18 protein-coding genes are annotated in these 22,051 nt (G+C 64.3%); 12 read left to right on the forward strand and 6 right to left on the reverse strand.

Annotated elements, in window-relative coordinates:
• Window positions 1-30: 30 nt before the first annotated feature.
• The 8 genes from IGW03_RS21305 (at window position 31) to gloA (ending at window position 8,607) form a co-directional block, all read left to right on the forward strand.
• A complete protein-coding gene (locus IGW03_RS21305; RefSeq protein ID WP_194724542.1) occupies window positions 31-915 on the forward strand; it encodes a CorC family transporter in 885 nt (294 codons plus the stop codon).
• Window positions 916-1,049: 134 nt separating this feature from the next.
• Window positions 1,050-2,612, forward strand: coding sequence for an apolipoprotein N-acyltransferase (gene lnt / locus IGW03_RS21310; RefSeq protein ID WP_194724543.1), 1,563 nt, complete (start codon window positions 1,050-1,052; stop codon window positions 2,610-2,612).
• Between the two features lie 65 nt (window positions 2,613-2,677).
• Complete coding sequence (gene glyQ / locus IGW03_RS21315) at window positions 2,678-3,589, forward strand: glycine--tRNA ligase subunit alpha (protein WP_194724544.1); 912 nt, start codon at window positions 2,678-2,680, stop codon at window positions 3,587-3,589.
• A 93-nt stretch (window positions 3,590-3,682) separates the two neighbouring features.
• The gene (gene glyS / locus IGW03_RS21320; protein WP_194724545.1) at window positions 3,683-5,773 is read left to right on the forward strand and encodes a glycine--tRNA ligase subunit beta; all 2,091 of its coding nucleotides are present in this window, start codon (window positions 3,683-3,685) and stop codon (window positions 5,771-5,773) included.
• A 2-nt stretch (window positions 5,774-5,775) separates the two neighbouring features.
• On the forward strand, window positions 5,776-6,336 hold the full coding sequence (gene gmhB / locus IGW03_RS21325) for a D-glycero-beta-D-manno-heptose 1,7-bisphosphate 7-phosphatase (RefSeq protein WP_194724546.1): 561 nt from the start codon (window positions 5,776-5,778) through the stop codon (window positions 6,334-6,336).
• Window positions 6,337-6,404: 68 nt separating this feature from the next.
• Window positions 6,405-7,190, forward strand: a complete 786-nt coding sequence (locus IGW03_RS21330; protein WP_194724547.1) for a lysophospholipid acyltransferase family protein — start codon at window positions 6,405-6,407, stop codon at window positions 7,188-7,190.
• On the forward strand, window positions 7,162-8,091 hold the full coding sequence (locus IGW03_RS21335; protein WP_194724548.1) for a M48 family metallopeptidase: 930 nt from the start codon (window positions 7,162-7,164) through the stop codon (window positions 8,089-8,091). Before IGW03_RS21330 ends, IGW03_RS21335 begins: the two co-directional genes overlap by 29 nt.
• Before the next feature lie 132 nt (window positions 8,092-8,223).
• Window positions 8,224-8,607 carry a lactoylglutathione lyase gene (gene gloA, locus IGW03_RS21340; protein WP_194724549.1) on the forward strand — a complete coding sequence of 128 codons (384 nt, stop codon included), beginning with the start codon at window positions 8,224-8,226 and terminating at the stop codon, window positions 8,605-8,607.
• A gap of 289 nt (window positions 8,608-8,896) precedes the next feature.
• Here the strand turns inward: gloA and rsmA are convergent, their stop codons facing one another.
• Genes rsmA through IGW03_RS21360 form a run of 4 tightly spaced genes read right to left on the reverse strand, consistent with a single transcriptional unit; the run spans window position 8,897 to window position 14,399 of the window.
• The gene (gene rsmA / locus IGW03_RS21345; protein ID WP_194724550.1) at window positions 8,897-9,670 is read right to left on the reverse strand and encodes a 16S rRNA (adenine(1518)-N(6)/adenine(1519)-N(6))-dimethyltransferase RsmA; all 774 of its coding nucleotides are present in this window, start codon (window positions 9,668-9,670) and stop codon (window positions 8,897-8,899) included.
• Window positions 9,671-9,707: 37 nt separating this feature from the next.
• Entirely contained in the window at window positions 9,708-10,727 is a 1,020-nt protein-coding gene (pdxA, locus tag IGW03_RS21350; protein ID WP_194724551.1) for a 4-hydroxythreonine-4-phosphate dehydrogenase PdxA, read from the reverse strand.
• 6 nt (window positions 10,728-10,733) lie between these two features.
• Complete coding sequence (locus IGW03_RS21355; protein WP_194724552.1) at window positions 10,734-12,176, reverse strand: peptidylprolyl isomerase; 1,443 nt, start codon at window positions 12,174-12,176, stop codon at window positions 10,734-10,736.
• A 15-nt stretch (window positions 12,177-12,191) separates the two neighbouring features.
• Entirely contained in the window at window positions 12,192-14,399 is a 2,208-nt protein-coding gene (locus IGW03_RS21360; protein ID WP_194724553.1) for an LPS-assembly protein LptD, read from the reverse strand.
• Window positions 14,400-14,506: 107 nt separating this feature from the next.
• Here IGW03_RS21360 and IGW03_RS21365 point away from each other — a divergent pair, with 107 nt between their 5' ends.
• From IGW03_RS21365 to IGW03_RS21380, 4 genes are all read left to right on the forward strand, one after another.
• Window positions 14,507-15,532: an aminoglycoside phosphotransferase family protein gene (locus tag IGW03_RS21365; RefSeq protein WP_194724554.1), complete on the forward strand. Its 1,026-nt coding sequence runs from the start codon at window positions 14,507-14,509 to the stop codon at window positions 15,530-15,532.
• Between the two features lie 115 nt (window positions 15,533-15,647).
• Window positions 15,648-16,355, forward strand: a complete 708-nt coding sequence (gene murU / locus IGW03_RS21370; protein WP_194724555.1) for an N-acetylmuramate alpha-1-phosphate uridylyltransferase MurU — start codon at window positions 15,648-15,650, stop codon at window positions 16,353-16,355.
• Window positions 16,352-17,692 carry a Xaa-Pro aminopeptidase gene (pepP, locus tag IGW03_RS21375; protein ID WP_194724556.1) on the forward strand — a complete coding sequence of 447 codons (1,341 nt, stop codon included), beginning with the start codon at window positions 16,352-16,354 and terminating at the stop codon, window positions 17,690-17,692. Before murU ends, pepP begins: the two co-directional genes overlap by 4 nt.
• Before the next feature lie 28 nt (window positions 17,693-17,720).
• Window positions 17,721-18,860: a UbiH/UbiF/VisC/COQ6 family ubiquinone biosynthesis hydroxylase gene (locus IGW03_RS21380; RefSeq protein WP_194724601.1), complete on the forward strand. Its 1,140-nt coding sequence runs from the start codon at window positions 17,721-17,723 to the stop codon at window positions 18,858-18,860.
• 78 nt (window positions 18,861-18,938) lie between these two features.
• On the opposite strand, the gene pntB is transcribed toward IGW03_RS21380, so the two are convergent.
• The gene (gene pntB, locus IGW03_RS21385; RefSeq protein ID WP_194724557.1) at window positions 18,939-20,363 is read right to left on the reverse strand and encodes a Re/Si-specific NAD(P)(+) transhydrogenase subunit beta; all 1,425 of its coding nucleotides are present in this window, start codon (window positions 20,361-20,363) and stop codon (window positions 18,939-18,941) included.
• 11 nt (window positions 20,364-20,374) lie between these two features.
• A complete protein-coding gene (locus IGW03_RS21390) occupies window positions 20,375-21,958 on the reverse strand; it encodes a Re/Si-specific NAD(P)(+) transhydrogenase subunit alpha (RefSeq protein ID WP_194724558.1) in 1,584 nt (527 codons plus the stop codon).
• Window positions 21,959-22,051 lie beyond the last annotated feature (93 nt).

Genomic DNA, 22,051 nt, shown 5'->3' on the forward strand with positions numbered 1-22,051 from the left:
ATAAGCCTTCCAACTACGGCTTCCAGCCATATGCAAGATCACCCTAGTGGTGCCAAATACCTTGACACCAAACCCCAGCGCTCCCTGTTCGAACGACTGAGCGCGCTCATTTCCCCCGAACCAGAGAATCGGTCGGAGCTTCTTGAAATCCTGCAAGATGCCCATGAACGCAACCTGATCGACGCCGATGCGCTGTCGATGATCGAAGGCGTGTTCCAGGTGTCCGATCTTTCCGCGCGCGACATCATGGTGCCGCGTCCGCAGATGGATGTGATCGACCTGAACAAGCCCATCGAGGAATGGATGCCGCTGGTGCTCGACACCGCCCATTCGCGCTTTCCCGCCATCGACGGCGACCGCGACAAGGTGGTCGGCATCCTGCTGGCGAAGGATCTGCTGCGTTATTACGCCGAGGAATCCTTCGACGTGCGCGACATGCTGCGCCCGGCCGTCTTCATTCCGGAATCCAAGCAGCTCAACGTGCTGCTGCGCGACTTCCGCGCCAACCGCAACCACATGGCCATCGTGGTCGACGAGTACGGCGGCGTTGCCGGCCTGATCACGATCGAGGATGTGCTGGAACAGATCGTCGGCGATATCGAGGATGAATACGATATCGATGAAGAGGAAGACAACATCATTCCCGTCAGCAACGGCTCGCTCGGCCTGCGCTGGCGCGTCAAGGCGCTGACCGAGATCGAGCAGTTCAACGAATCGATGGGCGCGAATTTCTCCAACGAGGACGTGGACACCATCGGCGGCCTGGTCGCCAACCACCTCGGCCGTGTTCCGCGCAAGGGCGACATTTTCGATATCGACCATCTCCGCTTCGAAGTTCTGCGGGCGGATGCGCGTCAGGTGCATGTGCTTCTGGTCGAGAAGCTGCCGGAAGCACGCGTGGAAGTGGTGTCCTGAAGGTGCTTTTGCCCACGGGACGGCATGGTTCGGCAGGCGCATCGGATGCCCCAGACATCCCGGTATACTGCGCTGCCGACGCGCAGGTTCCTCTGCGCGAAAAGCCGCCGACGAACCCACAAGAAAAACCCCGCGTGAACAACCGCCCCGCTTCGCTTTTTCCCGGACTGATTCCTCCTCTTGCCGCGCTGGCTGCCGGCGGCCTGACCGTGTTCGCGTTCGCGCCGTTCGGCCTGTGGCCGCTGCAGATCCTGACGCTGGCGGCGGTATTCCTGCTGACGCTGCGCGCCTCCGGCTTTGCGCAGAGCGCATGGATAGGCTGGGCCTACAGTTCCGGCGTCATGATTGCCGGCGTGCACTGGCTGTACATCAGCATGCACCGCTACGGCGGCATGCCGGGCTGGATGGCGGCGCTGGCCGTGGTCCTGTTGTCGGTAGCCTTGAGCACCTATGCGGCACTCGGCTTCGGTCTTGCCGGCTGGCTGAGGCGACGCGCCTCGCTCGGCGCTTCGGTCCTTGCCCTGCTGGTGTTGCCGTCGGTGTGGACGCTGGCGGAATGGCTGCGCGGCTGGGTATTCACCGGCTTTCCCTGGGTCAGCGCCGGATATGCGCACACCGGTGGGCCGCTCGCCGGCTATGCGCCCCTAGTGGGCGTCTACGGCCTGGCCCTGATTTCCGGCCTGGTTGCCGGCTGCATCGCACTGCTGTTTGCGGGCAAGCGCGCAGTTCCGGTCGGGCTTGCGCTGGCCATCCTGGCCGGCGGCATCATTCTCAAGCCCGTCCAGTGGACGACGCCGCACGGTGAGCCGATCTCGGTGCGCCTGCTGCAGGGCAATGTGCCGCAGGAAATGAAATTCGCGCCCGAACAGCTGCAGGCAAGCCTGGCGCTGTATCACGCGTCGATCACGCGCCGCCCCGCCGACCTGATCGCCACGCCGGAAACCGCGATTCCCCTGCTGTCGACGCAGCTTCCGCCGGATTATCTGGGTCTACTGGCGGAGTTCGCGCGCAGCTCGAACAGCCATATCGCGCTCGGCATACCGGTCAGCGACGGCCCGCGCCAGTATGCCAACAGCGTGCTGGGCCTGGGACCGGCCGCAGCGCAGCCGTATCGTTACGACAAGCACCATCTCGTTCCCTTCGGCGAATTCATTCCGCCCGGCTTCCGCTGGTTCGTCGACATGATGCATATCCCGCTGGGCGACTTCAATCGCGGCATCCTGCTGCAGAAGCCGTTCGCGGTGCGGGACCAGTGGGTGATGCCCAACATCTGCTACGAAGACTTGTTCGGCGAGGAGATCGCCGCGCAGTTGGCGGCAGGAAAAGATTCAGGCATGCCGCAGGCCACCATCCTGCTCAACATGTCGAACATCGCCTGGTTCGGTGACTCGATCGCACTGCCCCAGCACTTGCAGATATCGCAGCTGCGCGCGATGGAAACCGGCCGGCCGATGCTGCGCGCCACCAACACCGGCGCGACCGCCCATGTCGGCCCCGACGGCGCGGTGATTGCGCAGCTCGCGCCTTTCACGCAGGGCGAACTCGATGCGAAGGTGCAGGGCTACACCGGCCTGACGCCCTATAGCCGGCTTGGCAATTATCCGGCTGTCATTGCCTCGCTGCTGGCGTTGTGCGCGGCCGCATGGCGGCTCCGCAAGGGCGGCAAGAATGCGCCTGATGCCGGCAAAACCCGCTAGAATCTACGGTTTTGGCAAATTCCCCTCTTTGAATCCGGCGTGTCCTTCCCGCCGGTCACGACACGATGCTCACATTTCAACAAGTCATTCTCAAGCTGCAGGAATATTGGGATGCGCAAGGCTGCGCCCTGCTCCAGCCCTACGACATGGAAGTCGGCGCCGGCACCTCGCATACCGCGACCTTCCTGCGCGCGATCGGACCGGAACCCTGGCGCGCCGCCTACGTGCAGCCATCGCGCCGCCCCAAGGACGGCCGCTACGGCGAAAACCCGAACCGCATGCAGCACTATTACCAGTATCAGGTGGTGCTCAAGCCGGCGCCGGAAAACATTCTCGACCTGTATCTCGGCTCGCTCGAAGCGCTCGGCCTGGACCTGAAGCAGAACGATGTGCGCTTCGTCGAGGACGACTGGGAAAACCCGACGCTGGGCGCCTGGGGCCTGGGCTGGGAAGTCTGGCTCAACGGCATGGAAGTCACCCAGTTCACCTATTTCCAGCAGGTCGGCGGCCTCGACTGCAAGCCGGTGCTCGGCGAAATCACCTACGGCATCGAGCGCCTGGCGATGTACCTGCAGGGCGTGGAAAACGTCTACGACCTGGTCTGGACCGAGTGGCAGGAAAACGGCGTGACCAAGCGCCTGACCTACGGCGACGTGTTCCACCAGAACGAGGTCGAGCAGTCGACCTTCAACTTCGAGCACTCCAACACCGAATTCCTGTTCTCGCTGTTCGGCAACTACGAGTCCGAAGCCAAGCGCCTGATGGAAGTGCCGCTGGCCCTGCCCGCCTATGAAATGATTCTCAAGGCCGCGCATACCTTCAACATGCTCGATGCGCGCGGCGCCATCTCGGTGACCGAGCGCGCCGCCTACATCGGCCGCATCCGCAACCTGTCGCGCGCGGTCGCGCAGGCTTATTACGAATCGCGCGAGAAGCTCGGCTTCCCGATGTGCGGAGACACGCGCAAGGCAGCGTAAGCGCGCGCCGTGGCGCCGCACGGCGGCGTCATGGCGTCCCGAGAACCGTATAGATACGACAGGCCGGCAACGCGCCGGCACGACGGCAAACATATGAACCAAACACTCTTAGTCGAACTGCTCACCGAAGAACTGCCGCCGAAGGCGCTGGCAAAACTGGGCGAGGCTTTTGCCGCAGGCATCCTCAACGGCCTGAAGGCGCGCGATTTCATCGAATCCGATTCCACGGCGACCGCCTACGCGACGCCGCGCCGCCTCGCCGTCTCGATCACCAAGGTGCGCGCCACCTCGCCGGACAAGTCCATCCGCGAAAAGGTGCTGCCGGTCTCGGTCGCGCTCGACAAGGACGGCAATCCCGCCGCGCCGCTGGCCAAGAAACTGGCCGCGCTCGGCTTTCCCGACCTCAAGGTCAGCGATCTGGAGCGCGCCTCCGACGGCAAGGCGGAAAGCTTCTTCTACACCTACACCGCACCCGGCTCCAACCTGCAGGCAGGCCTGCAGGCCGCGCTGGAAGACACGCTGGGCAAGCTGCCGATTCCGAAACTGATGAGCTACCAGCGCCCCGACGGCGAGACCGTGCAGTTCGTGCGCCCCGCGCACAAGCTGATCGCGCTGCACGGCGCCGACGTGGTGCCCGTCGCCGTGCTCGGCCTGGCCGCCGGCCGCGTCACCCTCGGCCACCGCTTCCTGTCGGCCGGCGAACTGCAGATCGACCATGCCGATGCCTACGCCGCCACGCTCGAAGCCAGGGGCCGCATCGTTCCTTCGGTGGCCGCGCGCAAGGAGCGCATCCGCGCCTCGCTGCAGGACAAGGCCAACGGCGACCAGGTGCTGATGCCGGAATCGCTGCTCGATGAAGTGAACGCGCTGGTCGAATGGCCGGTGGTCTATGAATGCCGTTTCGAGGATGCCTTCCTGAGCGTGCCGCAGGAATGCCTGATCCTCACGATGCAGACCAACCAGAAATACTTCGCCCTGACCGACGCCGCCGGCAAGCTGCGCTCGCGCTTCCTGATTGTGTCCAACCTGGAAACCAGCGATCCGCAGCACATCATCGGCGGCAACGAGCGCGTGGTTCGCCCGCGCCTGTCCGACGCGAAATTCTTCTTCGAGCAGGACAAGAAAAAGAAGCTGGCCGACCGCCTGCCCGGCCTGGGCAACGTGGTCTACCACAACAAGCTCGGCACCCAGGGCCAGCGCACCGAGCGCGTGAAGGCGCTGGCCGGCAAGATCGCCGCCGCGCTGGGCGCCGACGTGGCGCTCGCCGAACGCGGCGCGCTGCTGGCCAAGGCCGACCTGCTGACCGACATGGTGGGGGAATTCCCGGAACTGCAGGGCATCATGGGCACCTACTATGCGCGCCATGACGGCGAGCCGGAAGACGTTGCGCTGGCCGCCTCCGAGCACTACCAGCCGCGTTTTGCCGGCGACGCCTTGCCGTCGACGCAGACCGGCACCGTGGTCGCCCTGGCCGACAAGCTCGAAACCCTGGTCGGCATCTGGGGCATCGGCCTGCAGCCGACCGGCGACAAGGACCCGTTCGCGCTGCGCCGCCACGCGCTCGGCGTGCTGCGCATGCTGGTGGAAAAGCGCCTGCCGCTGTCGCTGAACGATCTGCTGCGCGATGCCGCCCAGCTGTTCGCCGGCAATGCCAACTTCAAGGATGCCGCCGGCGACGTGTTCGCGTTCATGCTCGACCGCCTGCGCGGCCTGCTTCGCGAGCGCGGCTATGCGCAGAACGAGATCGAAGCCGTCGTCGCGCAGAACCCCGACCGCCTCGACAACATCCTGGAACGCCTCGATGCGGTGAAGGCCTTCGCCGCGCTGCCGGAAGCCGAATCGCTGGCGGCCGCCAACAAGCGCATCGCCAACATCCTCAAGAAGAACGACGGCGAAGCCGCGGCTGCCTCCGTGCAAAGCGATCTGCTCAAGGAAAGCGCCGAGGAAGGGCTGTATTCGGCGATGTCGCAGCTCAGGCCGCAGGTCGATGCCGCTTTCGCCCAGGGCGATTTCGCCGGCACGCTCAAGTCGCTGGCCCGGCTGCGCAATGACGTCGACGCCTTCTTCAACGACGTCATGGTGATGGCAGAGGACGAGCAGCTGCGCAGGAACCGCATCGCGCTGCTGTCGGACCTGCACGGCATGATGAACCAGGTCGCCGACATCTCGAAACTGGCCGCCTGACCATGAAACTGATCATCCTCGACCGCGACGGCGTGATCAACCACGACTCCGACGACTTCATCAAGTCGCCGGAGGAATGGGTGCCGATTCCCGGTTCGCTGGAGGCGATTGCCAGGCTCAACCAGGCCGGCTACCGCGTGGTGGTGGCGACCAACCAGTCGGGCATTGCGCGCGGCCTGTTCAACATCGTCACGCTCAATGCCATCCACCAGAAGCTGCATACCGCGGCGCACCAGGCCGGCGCCGACATCGACGCCATCTTCTTCTGCCCGCACCTGGCCGATGACAACTGCGACTGCCGCAAGCCCAAGCCGGGCATGCTGCAGGATATCGCGGCGCGCTTCGACGTCAACCTGAGAGGCGTGCCGACGGTGGGCGATTCGCTGCGCGATTTGCAGGCGGGCTTCGTGGTCGGCTGCGTTCCCTATCTGGTCCTGACCGGCAAGGGGGAGAAGACGCGCGACAAGGGCGGCCTGCCGCCGGGCACCACCATTCACGCCGACCTCGCCGCCATGGTCGATTATCTGCTCAGGACAAGCGCGGACGTTGCCGCCGCCGCATGAGCATTGTTGGTGAAAGACTGTAATAAAAAGGCCGTCATCACCGGCCGCTTCTGGTTTCTGGAGAGTTGATGTCACATCCCGTTCTTTTCCTGCGTTCGCTGGTCTTTGCCCTGCTGATGCTGGTCGCCACCCTCGTCTGGGCGCCGCTGTGCTTCCTGTTCGCGCCGCTGCCCTACAACCAGCGCTATTTCATGACCGGCCTCTGGAACAAGTTCATCATCGGATCGGCGCGCGTGGTCTGCGGCATCCGCTACCAGATCAAGGGCGCGGAAAACCTGCCCGACAGCCCGGCCATCCTGCTGTCCAAGCACCAGTCGGCCTGGGAAACGATCTTCCTGTTTTATGCGATGCCGCGCCCGCTGGTCTATGTCTTCAAGAAGGAACTGCTCTACATCCCCTTCTTCGGCTGGGGCATCGCCCTGCTGCGCATGATCCCGATCGACCGCAGCAAGACCAAGGATGCGTTTGCCCAGGTGGTCGAGCAGGGCAAGAAGCGCCTTGCCAGCGGCCAGTGGATCATCATGTTCCCCGAAGGCACCCGCTCGAAGGTCGGATCGAAAGGCAAGTACAAGAGCGGCGGCACCCGGCTCGCGGTCGAGACCGGCGCCGTCGTGGTGCCGATCGCATTGAACGCCGGCGAATGCTGGCCGAAGAATTCCTTCATCAAGAAGCCGGGCCTGATCACGGTTTCGATCGGCAAACCGATCTCCTCCGAAGGACGCCATCCGGCCGAGCTCATGCAACAAGTTGAAAATTGGATAGAATCCGAGATGCGGGTGATTTCCTCGCCCGGCACTTACGCCAACCACAAGGTCACCGACTCCTTTGAAGCTGCTACGCCAGACTCCGCCTGAACCCCAACAGCTTGCGCTGCAGCTCGACTTCTTTTCTTCCGATGCATCGGCCCGGCCGGCGGTAGACCAGCCGGCGCCGAAGCATGTGCCGGGGTCCGGCAAGATGCCTCAGGCCCCGGCAACCGAATCCTTCCTTACGCCCTCCGAACCGGCGCCAGCCGGCAAGCCGTCGTCATCGGGACATCGCCGGCTGCAGGTCGGCGATCATCTGCTTGAATACCGGCTGCAGCGCTCCAAGCGCCGCACCATCGGTTTCCTGATCGATGAAGACGGATTGCGCATTACCGCGCCGCGCTGGGTGCCGCTGGCCGAGATCGAAAGCGCGATCCATGAAAAGCAGCGCTGGATCCTTGCCAAGCTGCGCGAACGACGCGAGCGTTCCGCGCGCCGGCTGCAGCCGCAGATGCAATGGTGCGACGGCGCGACGCTGCCCTATCTCGGCAACGACATCACGCTGCGCATCCTCGCCGCGCAGTCGGCCGGCGTGGCTTTCGATGCCGACGCGCGCGAACTCGCGGTCAGCCTGCCGCCGGGCGCCGGTGAACAGCAATTGAAGGACCGGGTGCAGGGCTGGCTGCAGACGGAAGCAAAGCGCATCTTCGCCGAGCGCCTGCCTGTCTATGCCGAGCGGCTGGGCGTGGTCTACAAGTCCTTTGCGCTGTCTTCCGCCACCACGCAGTGGGGTTCCTGCACGGCCGAAGGGAAGATCAGGCTGAACTGGCGGCTGGTGCACTTCGCCATGCCGATGATCGACTATGTGGTCGCGCATGAACTGTCGCACCTGCGCGAGATGAACCACAGCCCGCGCTTCTGGGCGACGGTGCAATCGGTGTTTCCGGAATTCCAGGCGGCAAAGCGCGTGCTGCGCGAAAGCGGGCCGGACACTTTGCCGGTATTCTAGAGTCTGGTGCCTTTGATTCGGGATTGGCAGCCGCGCTGCCATCCAAACGCATCCATCACTCGATTTTCAACAAAAGCCAAGTAGCCGCACTGCCAACGGCGCGGTGCGCATCATTCATCAAACGGAGCAACCATGCGCATTCTTCACACCATGCTGCGAGTCGGCGACCTGCAGCGTTCCATCGATTTCTATACCAAGGTCCTCGGCATGAAACTGCTGCGCACCACCGACCGGCCCGAGCAAAAATACACGCTGGCCTTCGTCGGCTACGGCACCAATCCCGATCATGCGGAGCTGGAGCTGACCTACAACTACGGCGTAGAGAAGTACGACCTGGGCACAGCCTACGGCCATATCGCACTTCAGGTCGAGGATGCCTACAAGGCCTGCGATGCGGTCAAGGCCCAGGGCGGCACCGTGACGCGTGAAGCCGGCCCGGTCAAGGGCGGTTCCACCGTGATCGCATTCGTGCAGGATCCGGATGGGTACAAGATCGAGTTTATTCAGCGGGATTGAGGGTTTCTGGGAGCAGAGGCAGCAGGAGTTTTGCGGTGTATGCTTGTGCCTGCGGATAAAGAACACTCCTTCCCCTTCAAGGGCGGCCGGCGAGGTGGAAGGCTGGGATGGGGATGGGTTTAGCAACATGCGTTTAACCCATCCCCACCCCCAACCCTCCACCTCGCCGGCCGCCCTTGAAGGGGAGGGAGCGAAGGGCACAAGGCGTGCGCCACGCATACAAACTTGGAGCCGCTTGCAAGCGGTGAGGTGAAGGGAGCACGAAATCACTATCTCCTCTACATCGACCCTACGTTGAAAGCCGATTCGCCAACGCCACAAACTGCTCCACCGGCACCGCCTCAGGCCGCGCCTGAGGATCCACTCCCGCATCGATGAGATCGTTTTCCGTGAACATGCCGGCCACGCAGTTGCGAATCACCTTGCGCCGCTGCGAAAACGCCTTGGTCACCACCTGTTCCAGTTTCCGTTCGTCGCAGGGGAGCGGGTTCGGCAACGGAATCATGCGCACGATCGCCGAATCCACCTGCGGCGGCGGATCGAAGGCCGTGGGCGGCACCACGAACAGCAGCTCCATGTGATAGCGCCACTGCAGCATCACCGACAGGCGGCCGAAGCTCTTGCCGCCCGGCTCGGCCACCATGCGCTCCACCACTTCCTTCTGCAGCATGAAATGCTGGTCCTGTACCTGCGGCGCGATGGCGGCCAGATGAAACAGCAAGGGGCTGGAAATGTTGTAAGGCAGATTGCCGACGACACGCAGCTTGCCGCCTTCGGCCACCGGGATCGAGGCGAAGTCGAACTTCAGCGCATCGCCCTCGTGCACGATCAGGCGCGCGGGATCGAAATTCTTCTTCAGGCGGGTGACCAGGTCGCGGTCGAGCTCTACCACATGCAACTGGCGCAGCGACTCCAGCAGCAGGCTGGTCATGGCCGCGAGGCCGGGGCCGATTTCCACCATCGTGTCGTCAGGCCGAGGATCAATCGCGCGGATGATGTCGTACAGCACCGTTTGATCGGTAAGAAAATTCTGGCCGAAGCGCTTGCGTGGAATGTGTTTCATTGAATGCCGAATGAATGGGAAGATTGACCGCAGGCTCTCAGGCCGCCGCGGCCTTTGCCATCTGCGCCGCGACATTGATGGCCACGACCATGCTGCCATGGTCGGCCTTGCCGACGCCGGCGGCAGCCAGGTCGAGCGCAGTGCCGTGATCGACCGAAGTGCGGATGATGGGCAGACCGAGCGTGATGTTGACGCCGCGGCCGAAGCTCGCATGCTTGAGCACCGGCAGGCCCTGGTCATGGTACATGGCCAGCACGCAGTCGGCGTCCTGCAGGTACTTGGGCTGGAACAGGGTATCGGCCGGATAGGGGCCGGTAGCATCAATGCCCTTTTCCTGCGCCGCCTTCAGCACCGGCGTGATCACGTCGATTTCCTCGCGGCCGAGATAGCCGCCCTCGCCCGCGTGCGGATTCAGGCCGGTGACCAAAATGCGCGGTTGCGCCAGGCCGAACTTGCGCCGCAGGTCGGCATGCACGATGTCGATCGTGGTCATCAGGCTGTCGAAGGTGATGGCTGCGGAGACGTCCTTCAGCGGCAGATGGGTGGTGGCCAGCGCCACCCGCAGCAGGGGTTCGCCGCCCGCCAGCATCATGACGACCTGCGGCGTGCCGGTCTTCTCGGCCAGATATTCGGTGTGGCCGGTGAACGGCACGCCGGCATCGTTGATGGTGCTCTTCTGCAGCGGCGCGGTGACGATGGCATCGAAACGGCGCTGCATGGCGCCTTCGATCGCCACGTCGAGCGTCTGCAGCACCGCATGGCCGTTGCGCGCATCGAGTCTTCCGGGCACGGCTGGCTCGGCGAGCGGACAATCGATTACCGCGATGCGGTCGGTTCCGAGATTGGGCAGCCCGCCGTGGCCGAGCGCCATGGTCGACAGCGCCGTCAGCCGGATCGCCGGATCAATGTCGCCGGCGATCATGGACAGCAGCGCGGCATCGCCCACGAGCACGCTGCGCACCTGCTCGCGCAGCTCCCAGGCGGCCCGGATGGAGATTTCCGGACCGATGCCCGCGGGTTCGCCGCAGGTGATGGCGATGGTCGGCCTGGTCTTCATCCGGAATCAGGAACGGGAATCGGCGTTGTCGAAGCGGTATTCGACATAGGCGCGGTCGCGCAGCTGGCGCAGCCAGTCCTGCGTGGCTTCTTCCAGCTTGCGCTCGCGGATGGCCTGGCGCGCGATCAGGCGCTGGCGTTCCTTCGATACGTCGTCCTTCTTGCGTTCCACCACCTGGATCAGGTGATAGCCGAACGGCGACTCGACCGGCTCGCTCACTTCGCCCGGCTTCAATGCATCCATCGCGCGCTCGAATTCGGGCACGGTATCGCCCGGATAGATCCAGCCGAGGTCGCCGCCGCGCGAGGCGGACAGATCGTTGGAGAACAGCTTCGCCAGCTCTTCGAAGGTGGCTGCCTTGTTGTCCAGGCGCTGCTTCAGTTCGGTCAGCTTGCGGCGCGCCTCGGACGGCGTCACGATCTGGTTGGTCTTGATCAGGATGTGGCGCACATGGGTCTGCTGCACCGATGCTGCTGCGGCAGCGCCGCCTTTCATCACGCTGGGGGTACGTTCCGCGGTCAGCTTGACGATATGGAAACCGGTATTGCTCTTGAGCAGCTGCGACACTTCGCCCTGCTTCATGGAGGACAGGGCATCGACGAACAGCTGCGGCAGGCGCTCCGGGCCGCGCCAGCCGAGGTCGCCGCCGGTCAGGGCATCGGTGGCATCCGAATAAGTGGCTGCCAGCTTGGCGAAATCGCCGCCGCCCTGGACCTGGCGCAGCACTTCCTCCGCGCGGCGCCGGCGCTCGGCGCTCTGCTCGGGCGTGGCATTTTCCGGAATGCGCACCAGGATGTGCGATACGTTGTATTCCTTCTGGCTGGCCGCCGCGCTCTGCTCCGCCGCGAGGTAATTGTCGACCTCGGATTCGGAAATCTGGATCTTGTTGTCGACTTCGCGCTCGCGCAGCCGCTGCATGATGATGTCTTCGCGGATGTCTTCGCGGAAGCGCGCATAGGGGGTGCCGCCCTTCTCCAGCTCGGCGCGGAACTGCGTCAGGCTCATCTTGTTCTGTTCGGCGATGCGCGCGATCGCCCGGTCCAGCATGGTGTCGTCGACGCGGATGCCGACTTCCTTTGCCAGTTGCAGCTGGGCGCGATCGACGATCATGCGTTCGAGCATCTGCCTCTGGAACTCGGGCTGCGGCGGCAGGGCGATATTCTGGTTGCGCATGCGCTGCTCGACCTGCCGCAGCCGCTCGACCAGTTCCTGGCGCGTAATGACTTCATTGTTGACGACGGCGATGATCGCATCGGCCAGGTAGATGCGCGGTGCGCTCTGGGTCTGGGCCGCCGGTGCGGGTGCCGGAGCAGTCATGCCCCCCGGAGGAGCGACCTTGAACTGGGCATGGGCCTGCGGCAGCAGGCCGGCGCCGCAGACCAGTGCCGCCGCCAGCGCAATGCTGCGGACCGGGTTCTTTGCAACTCGCAGTGTCGGTAATGTCTTCATGGTTCGCGTACTTCGTTAGGGGTTACTGGGTTGATTCACCAACTGGTAGCCGGGGATGTTGGCCCGCAGCGCATCCAGCGGATTGGAGCCGAGCCGGGTCAGGCCGGTCAATTCCAGCTGGAAGAAGAGAGAGGTGGTGGCCGCGGTGGTCGCGGTCGGGGTGCGCTGGCCGACGATGCGGAAGATCCAGCAGTCGGCCTTGTATTCGAGACCGAGCAGGCCTTCGGCGACCTTGCTGTCCGGGATCGAATAGTTGACCCGCGCCACGCCGTACCAGCGGTCGGAGATGGGCCATTGTCCGGACACGTCGACCTGCTTGAGTTCGTTGACCAGATCGTTGACGCGGTCGAGCCGGTACTTGACGTTGAGCACCTTTCTCGGCGCCGGGCTCCACTGCATGCCGTAATTGGCGCGAATGACGGAGTTCAGCGTCTGGCTGTACTGCAGGTTGGTGTCGACGCTGATGGCCGGGGAGACGCGGCCGTAGATCGACAGCAGCAGGTCGGAGCGGCTCTGGCTGCGCGGGGTGCCGAGGTTGACGCGCTGCTCGTTGAGATAGAAGCGCTGGCCGACGGCAAAGCGCATGCGCTCGGTGCCCGAAGGTTCGATGTAGCGCGAAACTGCCGCCGCGGTGACCTGGTTGGCGTCGCTGATGCGGTCGTTGCCGATGAAGCGGTTCTCGCTGAACAGCTGGGCGAAGCTCAAGTCGGCCAAGGCCGTGTCGAACAGAGGAAATGCGCTCTGGTCGCGGTACGGCGTATACACATAGAACAGGCGCGGCTCGAACGTCTGGGTCATGCTGTTGCCGAGGAAGTTCGCATCGCGCTCGAACACCATGCCGCTGTCGACCGATACCGTCGGCAGGAAGCGCGACAGGCTGTCGGGCGCACCGGGCGCGGTATTCTGCAGGCTGTACTTGGTGCCGTGCAGCGACACCCGGGGCGTGATGAAATAGCCGGGACGGATGATCGGATACGAGAGCCGCGGATTGATCAGCAGGCGGTCGCCGCGCACCAGGTCCGGATGGTAGAAATTCGTGAATTCCGCATCCGCGTTCCAGTCGAATCCCTTGATGTCCTGGCGGCCGCTCTGGAAAGTAAGCTGCGGCAGGCGGTCGTAGGGACGCCCGATCGGCACGATCGGATCCTGCAGTATCTGAAAGCTCGATGCGCGCGCCGACGCGGTCCAGAACGAGCCGTAGTAATTGAAGGACAAGTCGCGCGGCAGCAGGCGCTGGCTGGCCGCCGTGCGGGTACGCGTAATGTCGTCCGGATACTGGTCGTCGGAGGCGCCGTTGAGATTCCAGTTGAAGTTCAGGCTGGGCGTCAGCGACTGGGAATGGATCGAGGAATACGCATAGCGCGTGGTGCCGGTGCGCCTGTCGTCGGGCAGGTATTCGACGCGCGTCTGGCCGGTATAGGTTTCGCCGAGGTAGCGCGCTTCCGCGCCCAGCTGCAGCCCGCGCCGCGCGAACAGCCGCGGAAACAGCGTCAGGTCGCGGTTGGGCGCGATGTTGAAGTAGTAAGGCACCGTCACGTCCAGGCCGCCCTTGTTGGTCGTGCCGATGGTCGGCGGCAGCACGCCGCTCTTGCGGGCATCCGACAGCGGGAAGGACATCGCGGGTGCGGCCAGGATGGGCACGCCCTTGAAATAGAGGACGGGACTGCGCGCCAGGCCCTCTTCGCGGCCGGCATCGAGATTGAGCTTGCTCGACTTCAGGTACCAGTCGGGATCGGGCGCCTCGCAGGTGCTGTAGGTGCCTTCGGTGACGGTGGCGCGGTCCTCGCCTTCGAAATCGATGCGTTCGGCGCCGCCCCGGGCATTGTTGATCTGCAGCCGGTAGGTCGGATGGGTGACATAACCCTCCTGGGCTTCCAGCCGCAGGCGCATTTCATCGCCGGTATAGGTATCGCCGAAGCGGCGCATGCGGATATTGCCGGAAGCCTCGACCTCGTCCTCGACGACGCGGTAAGTGGCGCGGTCGGCATTGACGGTGGTCGGGCCGCGGATGATTTCGACATCGCGCTCGAGAATCACTTCCCGGTCGGGCCGGCCGCTCATCTGTTCGGCGCTGACCGTGGCTGGCGCATTTTTCTCATCTTCCGCCGCCCGGCCGGCAGCGGCCTGCGCCGATGCGAGCGTCGGCGTTGCGGCAACGGCAATGGTGGCGGCCAGAAGCCGAAGCAAAAGTTGCGAAGGGGGAATTGCGGGATACCGGTTCATGAAAAGAGAGGTCGGCGGGCGCTTTTTCGAGATGAATCCCTTATTATATGGGAACTCGTATGCCCTAACGGATTGATTCCGGATTGTATCCACTCCCAGGTTGTTTCATGTCTGTAAATATTCCCTCCGATATTCGACTTTCCGAAGTAAAACAATGGCTTGCAACACAGCCTGACCTCAAGGTTTCTCCCGAAACGATCCGCCCGGCGTCTTCCGACGCCAGCTTCCGCCGCTATTTCCGCGTCGATGGCGAAGATGGCAACACCTATATCGTGATGGATGCGCCGCCGCCCCAGGAAGACGTGCGCCCGTTCATCCATGTCGCCGAAGTTTTCGGAGAATCCGGCGCGTCGGTGCCGAAGATCCTGGCGCGAGACGTCGAACGCGGCTACCTGCTGCTGAGCGACCTCGGCAACACTACCTACCTGCACCAGCTCAACCACGACACCGCGCACAAGCTCTATCTCGACGCGATCGAGTCGCTGGTGCTGATCCAGACCCAGAGCAAGCCGGGCGTGCTGCCGGAATACGACCGCGCCCTGCTGCACCGCGAACTGATGCTGTTCCCCGACTGGTATGTGGGCAAGCATCTCGGCGTCACGATGACGGAGAAGCAGACAGAGAGCCTGAACAAGGTCTTCGACGTCCTGCTGGCCAACAACCTGGCCCAGCCGCAGGTCTACGTGCACCGTGATTATCATTCCCGCAACCTGATGGTGGTCAGCCCGGGCAATCCCGGCATCCTCGATTTCCAGGATGCGGTGTACGGACCGATCACCTATGACCTGGTGTCGCTGCTGCGCGACGCCTACATCCAGTGGGACGAGGAAATGGTGCTCGACTGGGCGATCCGCTACTGGGAACGGGCGCGCCGCGCCGGCCTGCCGGTGAGCCACGACGTCGATGCCTTCTACCGCGACTTCGAATTCATGGGCCTGCAGCGGCATCTGAAGGTGCTCGGCATCTTCGCCCGGCTCTATCACCGCGACGGCAAGGATGGTTACCTGAAGGATTTGCCGCTGGTCATGGAATACACCCGCAAGGCCGCCGGCCGCTACAACGCGCTGGCGCCGCTGATCCGCCTGCTCGACGAACTGGAAGAAAAAGGTCCGTCGGTCGGCTATACCTTCTGACGTGCGTCCTCTTCCGCAACTGCAACTACCGATAGAATAGGCGGCAGGCGCTCTGCTTCGATCCTGCTTCGACGCGGGCCTCCGCCGCCATCCATGCATTGAAGAAAGTCATCGAATGAAAGCCATGCTCTTCGCCGCCGGACGTGGCGAGCGGATGCGTCCGCTGACCGATACCTGTCCCAAGCCGCTCCTGACGGTGCGCGGCCGGCCGCTGATCGTCTGGCACATTCTCAACCTGGTGCGCGCCGACATCCGCGACATCGTGATCAACCATGCGCATCTCGGCCACATGATCGAGGAGGCGCTCGGCGACGGTTCGAAGTTCGGCGCGCGCATCAGCTACTCCGCAGAAGGCACGGCGCTGGAAACGGCAGGCGGCATCGCCAAGGCGCGCCATCTGCTCGGCGAGGAACCTTTCGTTGCCATCGCTGCCGATACCTATTGCCCGCACTTCGATTTCGAGCAGGTCAGGGAAGCGCTGCAGGACAATGACATGTGGGGCAACCCGCATCCGGCCGACAAGCGGGACGTGGCCTGGCTCTACCTGGTGAAGAACCCGGCGCACAATCCCAAGGGCGATTTCGCGCTCAACAGCTTTTCGATCGCCAATGAAGGCGACCAGACATTCACGTTTTCCGGCATCGGCGTCTACCGCACCGAAATCTTCGATTCCATCGAACCGGGCCAACCCGCCAAGCTGGCGCCCATCCTGCGCGACTATGCGTCGCGCGGCCAGGTCGGCGGCGAGGTCTACCGCGGCGACTGGACCGATGTCGGCACGCCGGAACGGCTGGCGCAACTCAACGGGGAAAGGACCACATGAATACCTATGCAGCACGGCGCGCCGCACTATTGGCGCAGATGCGGACCAGGGGCGGCGGCGTGGCCGTCATTCCGACCGCGCCCGAAGTCATGCGCAACCGCGATGCCGACTATCCCTACCGGCACGACAGCTATTTCTACTACCTGTCCGGCTTCACCGAGCCGGAAGCGGTGATCGTGCTGGTGGCCGGCGTGAACGGACAAAAGGAGCAGAGCATCCTGTTCTGCCGGGAAAAGAACCTCGAACGTGAAATCTGGGACGGCTACCGCTACGGCCCGGAAGCCGCGCGGGAAACCTTCGGCTTCGATGCTGCCTATCCGGTTGCCTCGCTCGACGCCGAAATGCCCAAGCTGATGGCGAACGCACCCGCGCTGTTCTATGCGCTCGGCAGCGACAGCAAGCTCGACGCCCAGGTGCAGCAATGGCTGCAGGCGGTGCGCATGCAGGCGCGCGCCGGCGTCACGCCGCCGACCGCCGCGCACGACGTGCGCGTGCTGCTCGACGACATGCGCCTGGTCAAGGATGCGAGCGAAATCGGCATCATGAAGAAAGCCGCCGAGATTTCCGCCGAAGCCCATCGGCGCGCGATGCAGATCTGCCGCCCGGGCTTGCGCGAATATCATCTCGAAGCCGAACTGCTGCATGAATTCCGCCGCAACGGTTCGCAGTTTCCCGCCTATGGCTCCATCGTCGCCACCGGGGCGAACGCCTGCGTGCTGCACTACCGCGCTAGCGATGCCGAGATCAGGGACGGCCACCTGGTGCTGATCGATGCCGGCTGCGAACTCGACAGCTATGCCTCCGACATCACCCGCACCTTTCCCGCGAACGGCAAGTTCAGCGCGCCGCAGCAGGAATTGTATGAGCTGGTGCTGGCCTCGCAAGAGGCGGCCGTCGCCGCGACGAAGCCGGGCATGCGCTTCATGGATGGCCATGACGCCGCCGTGAAAGTGCTGGCCCAGGGCATGCTCGACACCGGTTTGCTCGACAGGAACAAGGTCGGCTCGCTGGACGACGTGATCGCCAAGAACGCCTACAGCCAGTTCTACATGCACCGCACCGGCCATTGGCTGGGCATGGATGTGCACGACGTCGGCGACTACCGCGATCCGGCCGCGCCCGACGGCAGCAAGCCGTGGCGCACGCTGCAGCCCGGCATGGTGCTGACCATCGAACCCGGCATCTATGTCCGTCCCGATCCTGCCGTGCCGGAGAAATACTGGAACATCGGCATCCGCATCGAAGACGATGCGCTGGTCACGGAAAGCGGCTGCGAACTGATCACGGCCAACGCGCCGAAGACGGTGGCCGAGATCGAAGCCGTGATGAAGCGCTGACCAGGTGACGGACTTACCGGAACAATCGATGACGGCAAGCGGCTACGACATCGCCATCTGCGGCGCCGGTCCGGTGGGGCTGACGCTGGCCCTGCTCTTGGTCCGGCGCGGCGTGGCGGCAGAGCGCATCGCGCTGATCGATGCCAAGAGCGCCGAGCAGGCCGCCGCCGACCCGCGCTCGATCGCCCTCTCCTACGGCAGCCGGCAGATCCTGGAAGACGTGGGCTGCTGGCCGGTAGCGTCCGACCCCATCCACCAGATCCATGTCTCGCGGCGCGGCCATTTCGGCCGCACGCTGATCGACCGCGACACCTACGGCCTGCCGGCGCTCGGCCATGTCGTCCGCTACGGCGCGCTGGTATCCGCGCTCGGCACGGCTGCCGGTAAGACCGGCGTCGCCATGCTGCGGCCGATGCAGGTATCGTCCTCGATGGAGCACGCCGACGAAGTTGAACTGCAGTTCGCCGACGGCCGCACGATCACTGCCGGCATCATGGTGCAGGCCGAAGGCGGCGTGTTTTCGGAGCAGGCGGCAAAGGCCGTCCGGCGCGACTATGAGCAGACGGCGCTCATCGCGCATGTGAGCTCCGACGCGCCCATTGCCCATCGCGCCTTCGAACGTTTCACCGATGAGGGCCCCCTGGCCCTGCTGCCGCAGGAAGGCGGCTATGCGATGGTCTGGTGCATGCGGCCCGAGACCGCATCCCGGCTGCAGGCCTTGCCGGAGCAAAGCTTCCTGGCCGAACTCGGCAACGCCTTCGGCACCCGCGTCGGCAATTTCACCAAGGTATCGCCGCGCGCCGCCTACCCGCTCGGCCTCAATGCCAATCCCGCCGCGACCGCGCGCACGGTCGCCATCGGCAATGCGGCGCAGACGCTGCATCCGGTGGCGGGACAAGGGCTCAACTTGGGCATGCGCGACGCCGTGGTGCTGGCGCGGCTGCTCGCGGCTGACCTCTCCTCGTCCGCGCTGCAGCGCTTTGCCGCCGAACGCCATGCCGACCGCAGCCTCACCATCCGCCTCACCGATACGATGGCGCGCCTGTTCGCCAATACGGGCGGCGGCTCCTTCTCGCAAGGCGTGCTCGGCCTGTCGCTGGGACTGCTCGACCTGGTGGATCCGGCGAAGAAACTGCTGGCCGACCAGATGATGTTCGGCCGGCGGTAAGGGAGCGGATTTCAAGCGCGACATAAAAACAAAAGCCCCGGACTGTCCGGGGCTTTTGCATGGAGGCGCCTGCAGCGATCAGGCCGTCTTCAGCACGCCGAGCACTTCATCCAGCATTTTCTTCGCATCGCCGAACAGCATCCGGTTGTTGTCCTTGTAGAACAGCGGATTGTCCACGCCCGCATAACCGGAAGCCATGCTGCGCTTCATGACGATGGAATGCTTGGCCTTCCAGACCTCGAGCACCGGCATGCCGGCAATCGGGCTGGTCGGGTCGTCCTGCGCCGCCGGGTTCACGATGTCGTTGGCGCCGATGACCATCGCCACGTCGGTGTCGGCGAAGTCTTCGTTGAGCTCGTCCATCTCCATCACGATGTCGTAGGGCACCTTGGCTTCGGCCAGCAGCACGTTCATGTGGCCTGGCATGCGGCCTGCCACAGGATGGATGCCGAAGCGCACGTTGACACCCTTCTCGCGCAGCAGCCGGGTGATTTCATACACGGTGTGCTGGGCCTGGGCGACCGCCATGCCGTAGCCGGGCACGATGATCACGTTCTTCGCGTCACGCAGCATTTCCGCGGTTTCCGCCGCGGTGACCGGCACCGCTTCGCCCTCGGGCTGCGCCGCCGTGCCGCCGGCCGGCTTGGCCTTGCCGGTGTCGCTGCCGAAACCGCCGGCAATGACGCTGATGAAATTGCGGTTCATCGCGCGGCACATGATGTAGGACAGGATGGCGCCGCTGGAGCCGACCAGCGCACCGGTCACGATCAGCAGGTCGTTCGACAGCATGAAGCCGGTGGCCGCCGCCGCCCAGCCGGAATAGCTGTTGAGCATCGATACCACCACCGGCATGTCGGCGCCGCCGATGGCCATCACCATGTGGATGCCGAACAGCAGCGCAATCACCGTCATGATGATGAGCGGCGTCATGCCTTCCTGGATCGAGCCGGCGCGCACGAACTGGATGCCGAACCAGATCACGATCAGGAGGCCGATCAGGTTCAGGATGTGCCGGCCCGGCAGCAGCAGCGGCTTGCCGCCGATGCGCGCCGACAGCTTGCCGAAAGCGATGATGGAGCCGGAGAAGGTCACCGCGCCGATCAGCACGCCGACATAGATCTCCACTTCATGGATCAGCTTTTCGGCGCCGCTGAAGTTGGCCGACGCCGCCGGATCGATGAAGCTGGCGTAGCCGACCAGCGTCGCCGCGAGGCCGACCAGGCTGTGCATCAGCGCGACCAGTTCGGGCATCTGCGTCATCTGCACGGTACGCGCCGCATACAGGCCGATCGCCGCGCCGACCACCATGGCGCCGACGATCCAGGGAATGCCGGCGGCGGTCACATGCGGTCCGATTACCGTGGCCAGCACGGCCAGCGCCATGCCGATGATGCCGTAAAGGTTGCCGCGCCGCGAGGTTTCCGGATTGGACAGGCCGCCCAGACTCAGGATGAACAGGATGGCCGCACCGAGGTAAGCGACTGTTGTGAGACTTTCAGACATTCTCGCTCCCCTTATTTACGGAACATCGCCAGCATGCGGCGGGTCACGGCGAAGCCGCCGAACATGTTGATGGTTGTCAGCACGATGCCGATCACGGCCAGCCAGCGGATCCAGTCGGCCGGACGTTCGACGCCGGCCGTCAGGGGCGGCGCGATCTGCACCAGCGCGCCGATGGCAATGATGCTGGAAATCGCATTGGTGACGCTCATCAGCGGCGTATGCAGCGCCGGCGTGACGTTCCAGACCACCATGTAGCCGATGAAGCAGGCCAGCACGAAGACGGTGAAGTGTCCGAGGAAGGCCGCGGGCGCATACGCGCCGATGAGCCAGAACAGCACGGCGGCGACGCCGAACAGTACGGCGATGCGGGTGCCCGAAGCCGGTGCGCTCGGCGCGCCATGTCCATGCGCCTTGGGCGGCGCGACGGCAGGCTTGGCGGCCGCCGCAGCCGGCGCTGCCGAGAGCTTGGGCGGGGGCGGCGGCCAGGTGATGCTGCCTTCCTTGATGACGGTGGTGCCGCGGATGACTTCATCGTCCATGTTGACGTTGATGGTGCCGTCCTTGTTCTTGCACAGCTCCTCGGTCAGCCGCAGCAGGTTGGTCGCATACAGCGTGCTCGACTGCTTGGACAGGCGGCTGGGCAGATCGGCATAGCCGATGATGGTGACGCCATGCCTGACCACGACTTCGCCAGGAACGGTCAGCTCGCAGTTGCCGCCCTGCTCGGCGGCGAGATCGACGATCACGCTGCCCGGCCGCATGGACTGCACCATGTCCGCGGTGATCAGCTTGGGCGCCGGCTTGCCCGGAATGAGGGCAGTGGTGATGATGATGTCGACGTCTTTTGCCTGCTTGGCGAAGGTTTCGCGCTGGGCTTTCTGGAAGCCTTCGCTCATGACCTTGGCATAGCCGCCGACGCCGGAGCCTTCCTCGGTATAGTCGACGCCGACGAATTCGCCGCCCATCGACTTGACCTGGTCCGCCACTTCCGGGCGAGTGTCATTGGCGCGCACGATGGCGCCGAGGCCGGAAGCCGCGCCGATGGCCGCCAGGCCGGCGACGCCTGCGCCGATCACGAAGACCTTGGCGGGCGGCACCTTGCCTGCGGCAGTGATCTGGCCGGTGAAGAAGCGGCCGAAATGGTGCGCCGCCTCGATCACGGCGCGGTAGCCGGCGATGTTGGCCATGGAACTCAGCGCATCCATCTTCTGGGCGCGCGACATGCGGGGCACGCTGTCCATCGCCAGCACGGTCACGCGTTTCGCCGCCAGCTGCTGCATCAGTTCCGGGTTCTGCGCCGGCCAGATGAAGCTGACCAGTGTGCTGCCTTCGCGGATCAGCCCGACCTCTCCGGGTGCCGGACCGCGCACCTTGAAGACGATATCCGATGAAGACCACAACTGCGCCGCGCCGTCGACGATCTGCGCGCCGGCAGCCCGATAGGCATCATCGCTGAAGTTTGCGGCATCGCCGGCGCCGGACTCGACCTGCACCGAAAAACCGAGCTTGATCAGTTTTTCGACGACATCGGGCACCGTCGCCACGCGCTTTTCGCCGGGAAAGACTTCCCGGGGCACGCCAATGACTAGAGACATACGCTTCCCCTTCGTTATGAATTATGAAATCCGCAGTCCGAAACAAGCCCGCCGCCCCGGCGTACCGCATGTCACGGCAAAATCATTCCAGTT

Source organism: Noviherbaspirillum malthae (assembly GCF_015352985.1).
Classification (GTDB): domain Bacteria; phylum Pseudomonadota; class Gammaproteobacteria; order Burkholderiales; family Burkholderiaceae_D; genus Noviherbaspirillum; species Noviherbaspirillum malthae.

Coding starts and splice junctions, on each gene's coding strand:
- IGW03_RS21380 (WP_194724601.1), top strand. CDS start 17,721: ATGACGGCAAGCGGCTACGACATCGCCATCTGCGGCGCCGGTCCGGTG.
- pdxA (WP_194724551.1), bottom strand. CDS start 10,727: ATGAAGACCAGGCCGACCATCGCCATCACCTGCGGCGAACCCGCGGGC.
- IGW03_RS21365 (WP_194724554.1), top strand. CDS start 14,507: ATGTCTGTAAATATTCCCTCCGATATTCGACTTTCCGAAGTAAAACAA.
- gloA (WP_194724549.1), top strand. CDS start 8,224: ATGCGCATTCTTCACACCATGCTGCGAGTCGGCGACCTGCAGCGTTCC.
- IGW03_RS21305 (WP_194724542.1), top strand. CDS start 31: ATGCAAGATCACCCTAGTGGTGCCAAATACCTTGACACCAAACCCCAG.
- pntB (WP_194724557.1), bottom strand. CDS start 20,363: ATGTCTGAAAGTCTCACAACAGTCGCTTACCTCGGTGCGGCCATCCTG.
- gmhB (WP_194724546.1), top strand. CDS start 5,776: ATGAAACTGATCATCCTCGACCGCGACGGCGTGATCAACCACGACTCC.
- IGW03_RS21330 (WP_194724547.1), top strand. CDS start 6,405: ATGTCACATCCCGTTCTTTTCCTGCGTTCGCTGGTCTTTGCCCTGCTG.
- rsmA (WP_194724550.1), bottom strand. CDS start 9,670: ATGAAACACATTCCACGCAAGCGCTTCGGCCAGAATTTTCTTACCGAT.
- IGW03_RS21355 (WP_194724552.1), bottom strand. CDS start 12,176: ATGAAGACATTACCGACACTGCGAGTTGCAAAGAACCCGGTCCGCAGC.
- pepP (WP_194724556.1), top strand. CDS start 16,352: ATGAATACCTATGCAGCACGGCGCGCCGCACTATTGGCGCAGATGCGG.
- IGW03_RS21390 (WP_194724558.1), bottom strand. CDS start 21,958: ATGTCTCTAGTCATTGGCGTGCCCCGGGAAGTCTTTCCCGGCGAAAAG.
- glyQ (WP_194724544.1), top strand. CDS start 2,678: ATGCTCACATTTCAACAAGTCATTCTCAAGCTGCAGGAATATTGGGAT.
- murU (WP_194724555.1), top strand. CDS start 15,648: ATGAAAGCCATGCTCTTCGCCGCCGGACGTGGCGAGCGGATGCGTCCG.
- IGW03_RS21360 (WP_194724553.1), bottom strand. CDS start 14,399: ATGAACCGGTATCCCGCAATTCCCCCTTCGCAACTTTTGCTTCGGCTT.
- glyS (WP_194724545.1), top strand. CDS start 3,683: ATGAACCAAACACTCTTAGTCGAACTGCTCACCGAAGAACTGCCGCCG.